Below are 8018 nucleotides of genomic sequence, written 5' to 3'. Positions count from 1 at the left end.
GACCGGCATGATCACCGAGATGCCCGACTGGTAGTACCACTCGAATGCCGGGGTGTTGATGTCCCAGCCGTTGTAGTCGTCCTGGGCCCGCATGCCGTCGAGCAGGTACAGGCCCGGACTGCCGGAGCCACCGGGCTGAAACTGAACCTTGATGTCACGGCCCATACCTGCCGAAGGCACCTGCAGGTACTCGACCGGCAGACCCGGCCGGGAGAACGCCGATGCGGTCGCCTCGCTACCTGTCAGGCCGATCAGGCCCGGCAGCGCTGCGGCAGCTACCGCGCCGACCAAAAGTCGGCGTGCCCAGCGCAATCCCTTGCTCACGTCTGTCATTCCTGCCCCTTGTCGTCGTGCTGTGGACCGTTCAATCTCTCGATCGCGACGCCACTTGCGCCACCACTTCGGCATCGGCCCTTACATGCAGCAACGGCCGCAATGTGCAAGTTAAGCGGCCGTCTAGGGATCCGACTCGCATATAGCATACCCGATTCTCGCCCTGGACCCGGTTAGGACAAGTAGGACGACACGCGTAGGCTCCCCTCCGGAAAGCCGACAAGACCACGACAAGACCACACAGTCCTGAGCTGTCCCCGGTTCGTTCCGGCGCCCCGCCGATCCCGTTCACGGGCCCGGCGAAGGCCCTGAGCAGACGCGTTGACATCGCAGATCAGGACGATTGGGGCGCGCGATTTTGGACACCGTACTGGGGCTGGCGATCACGCCCTCGACAATCGGCTGGACCATGGCCGAGGCAGCGGGCTCGGGCTGCCCGACGGTTATCGGTGAAGAGGTGAGTGTCGCAGTCGGCGACGGCGGATCCGATGCAGCAGATCTGGCGGCCCAAGCCGCAGCGGTGGCCGACCGGGTACGCGTCATGCTGGCGGCGCGTGGCGAACGACTCCACGGCGTGGCCGTGACCTGGAGCGATGAAGCCGCCGTCGGCGCCGCGCTGCTGCTCGAGTCGCTGGGGGACGCCGGCTTCGAGCACGTGGTTCCGGTGCGCTACAGCCAGGCCGCGATGTCGCTGGCCACCGGAATCGCAGGACGAGACGAACGGGCGGCGGTATGTGTCGTCGAAACCGGGGTGGCCACCCTGGTCCTGCCCGACCAGCCGGATTCCGCCGAAGCGATCGTCATCTCCTGCCCGATCAGCGGCCTCGACGAGGTGACCGGCTGGCTGGCTGACACGGTGACCTCAACAGGTCAGCGACCGGAACTGATCATGGTGGCCGGATCGGTGCGGGGTATGGACCGCCTCGGGCGCCGATTGGAATCCACCCTGTCGCTGCCGGTCTTCGTCCAGGGCGGGGCGTTTCAGGCGTTGGCACGCGGCGCGGCCCAGGCCCTGGCCCCGCAGGCCGAGTTGACGTCGGCGCCGCTCGAGGCGCCCGCGGCCGGCGTGGCGATCGGCAACGTCGGCCGCCGTCGGATGCGGTCACTGTCCTACGCCGGAGCGCTGCTGATGCTGGCGGTCGGAGCGGTGACGTTGGTGGCCGCGGTGGCCGCCGCGTTGAGCCTGCAACTCGGCCCGAGCAGGGTGGAGCCGGATGCGACGCCACCGCAGCATGCGACGGTCGCGCGCGTCGCCGTGCCCGTCGCGCCGCCCCCGGCGGCCGCCCCGGCCCTGCCGCCCCCACCTGCGGCCCCCGCGCTCCCGAACGAGACCCCGGAAGAGGCGCCCGCCGACCTCGGTTCGCTGTGGGATGCGCCGCTGGCCGGCCCGGACCTGCAGGAATCATCTCCGGACGGCGTCCCCTCGCGGCTGGAACGCGTGCGGCACCATCTTTACGGCCTGCCCGGCCGCTGAGTCAGGTCCGGTCGGCCGCGACGGTCGCCGCGAAGGACACCGTCACTTCGTCGGCGACCTGCATAGCCCCCATGAGCATCGAATAGCGCCGCACACCGAAGTCGCTGTGGAGCACCGTGCTGTCGCCGCTCAGCTGCCGCGTGCCACCGCCGGCGTCCGTCACCTCAAGCTCGACGACATGCGGCCTGCTTCGGCCGTGGACCTCCAGCTCGCCGGTGAGCCGATAGCCGTCGCCGGTGGGTTCGATGCTGCTGGACCCGAAACGGATCAGTCGATGCTTCTTGCTGTCGAGGCATTTGAGCGCGTTACTGCGGATCAGCGTCTTCTCCGGTGCGGTCAGCGGAGTCATCCCGCCGTCGCCCTGCAACACGCGCAGTGAATCGACCTCGACAACCAGCTCCACCGCGGTCGGTCGGTCACCGGACCACGAGACGGTTGCCTCCCAGCGTTCCATCACGATGGTGAGCCGATGGCCCATCTTTGCCGCGCGCCCCGCCACATCGGTGCGGACCAGCAGCTGGCCGTGCGATGCGTCGAGCTGCCACTGCGTTCCGGTCATCCGCGGCACTCTAGCGGGCCGGGCGCGCGGGGTTTCCACGGATTCGCGCTGACGTGCGACTACCACCCGTTAGGCTCTGACCCGTCGCCGATGGGTGGCCTGGATCGACAGACTGAGGGCGAAGAATGATTCGTGAACTAGCTGCAGCTGTTTTCGTCGCGGGAGCCGCGGGTGCAGTCGCTGTCAGCGCCGCACCGGACGCCGGTGCCTACCCCGGGGACGTGCCGGGCATGGTTGATGGCCAGCGTCAGGGCGACGCCTGCTTCAGCTGGGAGCGCTTCATCTACGGCCACGGCCCCAACGGCCAGGCGCTGGCTTGCCACTTCATCGCCAATCAGTGGCCGCCCAAGGACACCGGGTTCTGGCAGATCTCCTACCCGCTCTACGGGGTGCAGGAAATCGGTTCGCCGTGCCCGAACCCGCAGTCGGCCGCGCAGTCGCCCGACGGCCTGCCGCTGCTGTGCCTGGGCGCCCGAGGCTGGCAGCCCGGTATCTACACCGGAGGTATCGGTCCCTACTTCCCGCCGGGGATCGCCCAGGTCGGGTGATCGTCGCGGCGTGAGCCGCCCGCCCCATCCGGCAACCAGCGTTCGTTCAGGCAGGTCCACTAGCTTCGATCGGGAAGCTACGTGGGGGAGGTGCCGGAGTTGGCCGGACAGGAGGCGGCGGCGACGGATTCGGTGGTGATCTTCGGGATAACCGGAGACCTGGCCCGCAAGATGACGTTCCGGGCGCTGTACCGGTTGGAGCGTCGCAAGCTGCTGGACTGCGCGATCCTGGGAGTGGCCGCCGACGACATCACGGTCGAGGAACTGATCGACCGGGCCGGTGAGGCCATCCGGGAGTCCGGCGAGCAGTTCGATGACGCGGTGTTTCGCCGGCTGGCGAATCGGTTGTCCTACCTGCATGGTGATGTCACCGATACCGCTCTCTACGAGCAGCTCGCCGAACGGGTCGGCGCCGAACGGCAGTGCCTGTACTACCTGGAGATGCCACCGTCACTGTTCGCTCCCATTGTGGAGAACCTGGGCCGGGCGGGCCTGTTGGAGCGGTCCCGAGTGGCGGTGGAGAAGCCGTTCGGCCACGATCTGGCCTCCGCGCGCGAGCTCAATGCCCGGCTGCGTGCCGTGCTGCGCGAGGACCAGATCCTGCGGGTGGACCACTTTCTGGGCAAGCAGCCGGTCGCCGACCTCGAGTATCTGCGATTCGCCAACACCACGCTCGCCGAGTTGTGGGATCGGAAGAGCATCGCCGAAATCCACATCACCATGGCCGAGAACTTCGGCGTCGAGGAGCGCGGCAGCTTTTATGACGCCGTCGGTGCGTTGCGCGACGTGGTGCAGAACCACCTGTTGCAGGTGCTGGCGCTGTTCGCGATGGAGCCACCGGTCGGTCCCGGCGAGGATGACCTCAACGACAAGAAGGTCGAGGTCTTCCGGGCGATGCCGCCGGCCGACCCGGCGTATTACGTGCGGGGCCAATACCGGGGTTACGCCGACGTCTCCGGGGTGGCCGACGGGTCGCGAACCGAGACGTTCGTCGCGCTGCGTCTGCAGATCGAGAATTGGCGCTGGGCCGGGGTCCCGATCTTCCTGCGGGCCGGAAAGGCACTGCCGCAACGGGTTACCGAGGTCCGGTTGTTCACCCGCCGGGTCCCGGCGCTGGGCTTCATGCCGCAACGCGAACGCGCCCAACGCAATCAGATCGTTTTGCGCATCGACCCCGATCCGGGACTGCGGTTGCACCTGGTGGCCCCGGACGATCAGAACGCGCACTCGTGGCGCGACGTGCACCTCGATTCTTCCTTCGCCCGTGACCTGGGCGAACCGATCCGGCCCTATGAGCGGTTGTTGCATGCCGCGATGATCGGCGATCGCCGGCTGTTCGCCCGGGAGGACAGCATCGAGGAGACCTGGCGCATCGTCGCGCCGCTGCTCGAACATCCAGGAAAGGTCCACCCCTACGAGCGCGGTTCGTGGGGTCCTGAGGCCGCGCAGGCGCTGGTGCGCGGCCATCGGAGTTGGCAGGAGCCATGGCTGCCCGACGGCGGCCCGCCAGGGTAGGAGAGGACAGTTATGCAACTGGGGATGATCGGCCTGGGCCGAATGGGCGCCAATCTCGTTCGCCGCATCGTCGACGGCGGTCACGAATGCGTTGTCTATGACCACAACGCCGACGCGGTCAGCGCTTTGGCCACCGAGGCCAACACCACCGGGGTGTCGTCGCTGGCCGAGCTCGCGGCCCAGTTGTCCGCGCCGCGGGTGGTGTGGGTGATGGTGCCGGCCGGTGTCATCACCACGGGGGTGATCGAAGAGCTGGCCGGCACACTGGAATCCGGCGACATCGTGATCGATGGCGGAAACTCTTACTACCGTGACGATATTGCGCACGCAAAGTTATTGGCCGACAAGGGTATTCATCTTCTCGACTGCGGTACCAGCGGTGGGGTGTGGGGCCGCGAACGGGGCTACTGCCTCATGGTCGGTGGGGATCGGGCGGCGTTCGACCAAGCCGAGCCGATCTTTGCGACCGTGGCTCCGGGGGTGGACGCGGCGCCTCGCACCCCGGGCCGCGAGGGTGAGATCTCGCAGGCCGAGAACGGCTATCTGTACTGCGGTCCGTCGGGGGCCGGGCACTTCGTGAAGATGGTGCACAACGGTATCGAGTACGGGATGATGGCCTCGATCGCCGAGGGGCTGAACATCCTGCACCACGCCAACATCGGCAAGCAGGACCAGCAGGGTGATGCCGAGACCGCACCGTTGAGCAATCCCGAGTTCTATCGGTACGACATCGACATCGAGCAGGTCACCGAGGTTTGGCGGCGGGGCAGCGTAATCGGCTCCTGGTTGCTGGATCTGACCGCCGGTGCGTTGCAGAAGTCGCCGGCGTTGGAGGAATTCGCCGGCCGGGTCTCCGATTCGGGCGAGGGCCGGTGGACCGTTATCGCGGCCATCGATGAGGGCGTGCCCGCTCCGGTGCTCACCACCGCGCTGTACGCGCGATTCGCCTCGCGCCAGCTGTTCGAGTTCGGTGCGAAGGTGCTCTCGGCCATGCGCAAGCAGTTCGGCGGCCACGACGAGAAGTCCGGGTGACCGGCCCGGCCTGAACGACGCCGGCCGTCCGCGCGATCCTGGCCCGCTTCCAGTCTTGGCGTGCCAGGATGGGGAATGCCGCGGCGACGGCGGGAAACCCGGGTAGCTGGTGCTCCGGTGATGGCCGGTAGCGACCGGGCGACCGTGCGAGTGATCGCCCTGGGCGTGCTGCTGCTCGCGGCCGGCGCCACGACCCGCGGGTACCTTCCCGGTGCCCCGCCCGAGCAGCGCCGCATGAGCGCCGCAAGCACGCTGGAGCCGATTGTGTTGGCGGCGCTGTTGGCGGTGTCGGGCACGATCATCGCCGTCGCTGTCGTGCATCGGGCACGGCATCAACGCGTAGGGCCCGGAAGTGTCGGCAAGTTGTCCCTGACCGCTGGAGCACGAGGAGGACCGGTCTGGCGCGCGGTGCTGATCGTCGCGGCGGCGCTGGTGTTGTGGCTGCTGACGGTCCTGATGCTGGCGAAGCTCGGTGGCGGGCTTCGCGTCGAGCTCGCGACAGAGGTGCCCGGGACGGGGGAGACGCCGCCGGGCACGACGGGAGTACCGGCCGCGCCGCCGCCGGGCGCACCGGGCGGACTGGCCGGTGGCGGACCCGTCTATCTGCTGACCGTTGCCACCCTGCTGCTGGCTCTGCTGGCGACCGCGGTCGTTGCCGCGCGCGCCCGGCGCCCTCAGTACACAGCTACCGAGGCCAGCGTGATTCCGGTGGCGCCGGACGAACCCGATGCCGGTGAAAACCTGGTTCGTGCGGCCGAACTCGGCCTGGCCCGCATCGTCGATCCCAGTCGTGAGCCACGAGCGGCGATCATCGCCTGTTACGCAGTCATGGAACGCCACCTGGGCGCCGTTCCCGATATCGCACCCCGCGCCTTCGACACGCCCACCGAAGTGCTGGCACGAGCAGTCGAACACCACGCCCTGCCCGCCGCCAACGCGACCCGGTTGGTGGAACTGTTCACCGAGGCGCGCTTCAGCCCCCACCTGATGTCCGAGCATGATCGTGCCGATGCGATCGCGGCGCTGCAGCAGGTTCTGCAGGAATTGCGGAATCGACGATGAAAACGATTGCGCTGCAGGGTGTCCTGCTGATAGTTGCGGCCGAGCTGGTCGCTTTGATGACCCATCAGCGTCAGCTGTTGTTCGCGGCGGCGGGCCTCGCGCTCGCGCTGCCGGTATTCGGCATCCGGCGCCTGCTGACCACTCAAGGTTCCGTACCATCCGCAGGCCCGGCGGCTACCGACGAGCCCGGTGAGGCGCTACGCCGGTGGCGCTCGGGCACTGAAGCCCGAATCCGTTGGTCGGAATCGACCAGAGCTGACTGGGATCGGCGCTGGCGGCCGATCCTGGCGCGGCGGTTCGAGGTCTCCACCGGGCAGGGGAGGGCGAAGGATCCCGCTGCGTTCGCCGCCACCGGGGCGCTGTTGTTCGGGGACGTGTTATGGCCGTGGGTCGATCCCGGCAACGTCGCGCCCACCGGCGACAGCGGGTCCGGCCCCGGACGTGCTGTGCTGGAAGAGATTCTGTGTCGCCTGGAGCAGCGGTGAGCGCCGGACTCCCGGGTGCGGCGGCCACCACCGGGGAACGCTGCACCGCGGTGCTCGACGAGATCGAACGGGTCGTCGTGGGCAAGCGTTCCGCGCTCACCCTGATTCTGACCACGGTGCTCGCCGGTGGGCACGTGCTCATCGAGGACTTGCCGGGCCTGGGCAAGACCTTGATCGCGCGGTCGTTCGCGGCCGCGCTCGGACTGGATTTCATCCGGGTGCAGTTCACCCCCGACCTGCTGCCCGCCGACCTGCTCGGCACGACTGTCTACGACATGTCCTCGGGTCGTTTCGAGTTCCGGCGCGGGCCGATCTTCACCAACCTGGTGCTGGCCGACGAGATCAACCGGACGCCGCCCAAGACCCAGGCGGCCCTGCTGGAGGCGATGGCCGAAGGTCAGGTCAGCATCGACGGATACACGCATCGGTTGCCGTCGCCGTTCATCGTGCTCGCCACCGACAACCCGATCGAGTACGAGGGCACCTATCCGCTGCCGGAGGCGCAACTCGACCGGTTCGCGATCAGGCTGCGCCTGGGCTATCTCTCCGAGCAGGGGGAGGCGGCCATGTTGCGCCGCCGCCTGGATCGCGGCGCCGCGCTGCCGACGGTGCGCAAGGTGGTTGACGCCGACGACCTGGTGGCGATGCGGGAGGCGGTGGAACAGGTCAGTGTGCACGACGACGTGCTGCGCTACGTCGTGTCGCTGGCCACCGGAACCCGGCGCCATCCGCAGGTGGCGGTGGGGGCCAGTCCGCGGTCGGAACTCGACCTGGTCCAGCTCGCCCGGGCCCGCGCCCTGCTGCTCGGCCGCGACTACGTGATCCCCGAGGACGTCAAGGCCTTGGCCACGTCGGCGATCGCGCACCGGATCACACTGCGACCCGAGATGTGGGTGCGCCGAGTTCAGGGGGCCGACGTGGTGGAGGAGCTGCTGCGGCGGCTGCCGGTGCCGCGAGCCCCGGAGGCGACACCGACGTGACGCACGACCCCGATCTCTACGAGGCGGATG

The 8018-nt window shown here is 68.5% G+C and carries 9 protein-coding genes; 7 read left to right on the top strand and 2 right to left on the bottom strand.

Going from position 1 to position 8018, the window contains the following annotated elements; genetic code table 11:
- Positions 1-333: alpha/beta hydrolase-fold protein (locus N416_RS0106715; RefSeq protein WP_024441352.1), on the bottom strand; the 333-nt coding region annotated here is incomplete at its 3' end.
- 358 nt (positions 334-691) lie between these two features.
- On the opposite strand from N416_RS0106715, the gene N416_RS21375 reads away from it, so the two are divergent.
- The gene (locus N416_RS21375) at positions 692-1807 is read left to right on the top strand and encodes a hypothetical protein (RefSeq protein ID WP_024441351.1); all 1116 of its coding nucleotides are present in this window, start codon (positions 692-694) and stop codon (positions 1805-1807) included.
- 1 nt (position 1808) lies between these two features.
- On the opposite strand, the gene N416_RS0106705 is transcribed toward N416_RS21375, so the two are convergent.
- Positions 1809-2366 (bottom strand): YceI family protein, encoded by a 558-nt coding sequence (locus N416_RS0106705; protein WP_024441350.1) that lies wholly within the window; start codon positions 2364-2366, stop codon positions 1809-1811.
- Positions 2367-2491: 125 nt separating this feature from the next.
- Between N416_RS0106705 and N416_RS0106700 the strand changes: the two genes are divergently transcribed.
- From N416_RS0106700 to N416_RS0106675, 6 genes are all read left to right on the top strand, one after another.
- Positions 2492-2914 carry a hypothetical protein gene (locus N416_RS0106700; RefSeq protein ID WP_024441349.1) on the top strand — a complete coding sequence of 141 codons (423 nt, stop codon included), beginning with the start codon at positions 2492-2494 and terminating at the stop codon, positions 2912-2914.
- Positions 2915-3013: 99 nt separating this feature from the next.
- On the top strand, positions 3014-4429 hold the full coding sequence (locus tag N416_RS0106695; RefSeq protein ID WP_024441348.1) for a glucose-6-phosphate dehydrogenase: 1416 nt from the start codon (positions 3014-3016) through the stop codon (positions 4427-4429).
- 12 nt (positions 4430-4441) lie between these two features.
- Positions 4442-5461: a phosphogluconate dehydrogenase (NAD(+)-dependent, decarboxylating) gene (gene gnd, locus N416_RS0106690; protein ID WP_024441347.1), complete on the top strand. Its 1020-nt coding sequence runs from the start codon at positions 4442-4444 to the stop codon at positions 5459-5461.
- Positions 5462-5536: 75 nt separating this feature from the next.
- Positions 5537-6523: a DUF4129 domain-containing protein gene (locus N416_RS0106685; protein WP_051190195.1), complete on the top strand. Its 987-nt coding sequence runs from the start codon at positions 5537-5539 to the stop codon at positions 6521-6523.
- Positions 6520-7008 carry a hypothetical protein gene (locus N416_RS0106680; RefSeq protein ID WP_024441345.1) on the top strand — a complete coding sequence of 163 codons (489 nt, stop codon included), beginning with the start codon at positions 6520-6522 and terminating at the stop codon, positions 7006-7008. Before N416_RS0106685 ends, N416_RS0106680 begins: the two co-directional genes overlap by 4 nt.
- Positions 7005-7988 (top strand): MoxR family ATPase, encoded by a 984-nt coding sequence (locus N416_RS0106675; protein WP_024441344.1) that lies wholly within the window; start codon positions 7005-7007, stop codon positions 7986-7988. Before N416_RS0106680 ends, N416_RS0106675 begins: the two co-directional genes overlap by 4 nt.
- Positions 7989-8018 lie beyond the last annotated feature (30 nt).

The sequence above is a fragment of the Mycobacterium sp. UM_WGJ genome (assembly GCF_000455125.1).
Classification (GTDB): Bacteria; Actinomycetota; Actinomycetes; order Mycobacteriales; family Mycobacteriaceae; genus Mycobacterium.
The sequence above is the reverse complement of the archived record's forward strand: the minus strand, read 5'-3'. Positions and strand labels throughout refer to the sequence as shown.